Source organism: Pseudomonas sp. NPDC087614, assembly GCF_044743485.1.
Classification (GTDB): domain Bacteria; phylum Pseudomonadota; class Gammaproteobacteria; order Pseudomonadales; family Pseudomonadaceae; genus Aquipseudomonas; species Aquipseudomonas baetica_A.
Genome location: NZ_JBIUWN010000193.1, coordinates 1 through 1256, shown reverse-complemented (window position 1 = coordinate 1256; position 1256 = coordinate 1). Strand labels below are relative to the sequence as shown.

The 1256-nt window shown below is 55.2% G+C and carries 1 protein-coding gene; it reads left to right on the top strand.

The genetic code is table 11. From position 1 onward, the window contains the following. Positions 1 to 64 precede the first annotated feature (64 nt). A protein-coding gene (locus tag ACIOWA_RS28040) for an IS3 family transposase (RefSeq protein ID WP_401162938.1) occupies positions 65 to 1248 on the top strand; the annotation gives its coding sequence in 2 pieces (ribosomal slippage) (positions 65 to 329 and positions 329 to 1248; 1185 coding nt in all). Positions 1249 to 1256 lie beyond the last annotated feature (8 nt).

Genomic DNA, 1256 nt, shown 5'->3' with positions numbered 1-1256 from the left:
TGTAGTGGTCTAATTTCCCCGGACACCCCGATAGGTGGAAAATGCATCTATCGAGGAGTTTTTCATGACCGACAAACGCAGAACATTCGACGACAGCTTCAAGCTGCAAGTCGTGAAGATGATCAAGGATCAGGGATTGACCGTGCCGCAGGTCTGCCGGGATCTGAATATTGGTGAGACGGCTGTTCGACGCTGGGTGCAGCAGTACGAGGCCGAGCAACTGGGACAATCCGGAATCGGTAAACCGTTGACGTCTGAACAGCAGCGCATCCGCCAACTGGAGCAAGAGAACCGGCAGCTCAAGGTGGATAACGACATCTTAAAAAAGGCTACCGCCTTCTTTGCCCGCGAGCTGAAGTAACGTATCGACTGGTTCGGCAGCTGCAACAGAAGGCGTATTCGGTGGCGTATGTCTGCCGTTTATTGAGCATCAGTCGATCCGGCTTCTACGAAGCCCAAAAACGCGCTGAGGCGCCTATTCGGCAGAGCTGTCCTGTCGTTGTGCAACTCAAGGCATCGTTTGCTGCAAGTGGTGGCTGCTACGGTAGCCGCCCGTTGCGTGATGCTTTGCGCGGCAAAGGTATGGCTGTCGGTCTTTATAAAATCCGTCGTTTAATGCGTGCCAACGGCCTGCGTTCGGCCTGGAAGCGCAAGTTTGTGCACACAACCGATAGCAACCATGACTTGCCGATTGCAGAGAATATATTGGGCCGTCAGTTTGACCCAACGGCGCCAAACAAGGCTTGGGTGGCCGACATAACCTACATCCGCACTCGCAGTGGCTGGTTGTACCTGGCGGTGGTGTTGGACTTGTTTTCACGCAAGATAGTGGGCTGGGCCATGGCCCCGAACATGCCGGCAGAGTTGGTGTGTAGCGCGATGCAGTTGGCCATCGCTCAGCGCCAGCCGCCACCAGGACTGATAGCCCACTCAGACCGTGGCAGCCAGTACGCGAGCGCAAGTTACAGAGCGTTGCTGGCGCGAAACGACATGCAGCAGAGCATGAGCCGTAAAGGTAACTGCTGGGACAACGCGGTGATGGAGCGCTTCTTCCTGAGCTTGAAAATGGAGCGTGTATGGCGACGTGATTATGCCAACCATGCAGAAGCTATCCGCGACATCACTGAGTACATCGTTGGGTTTTACAACAACGAACGGCTGCACTCAAAACTGGGGTATCTGCCGCCGACCGTTTACGAGCGGGCGATGGCATCGAAACCACCTATCGAGGTGTCCGGAATTAGTTGACCACCACA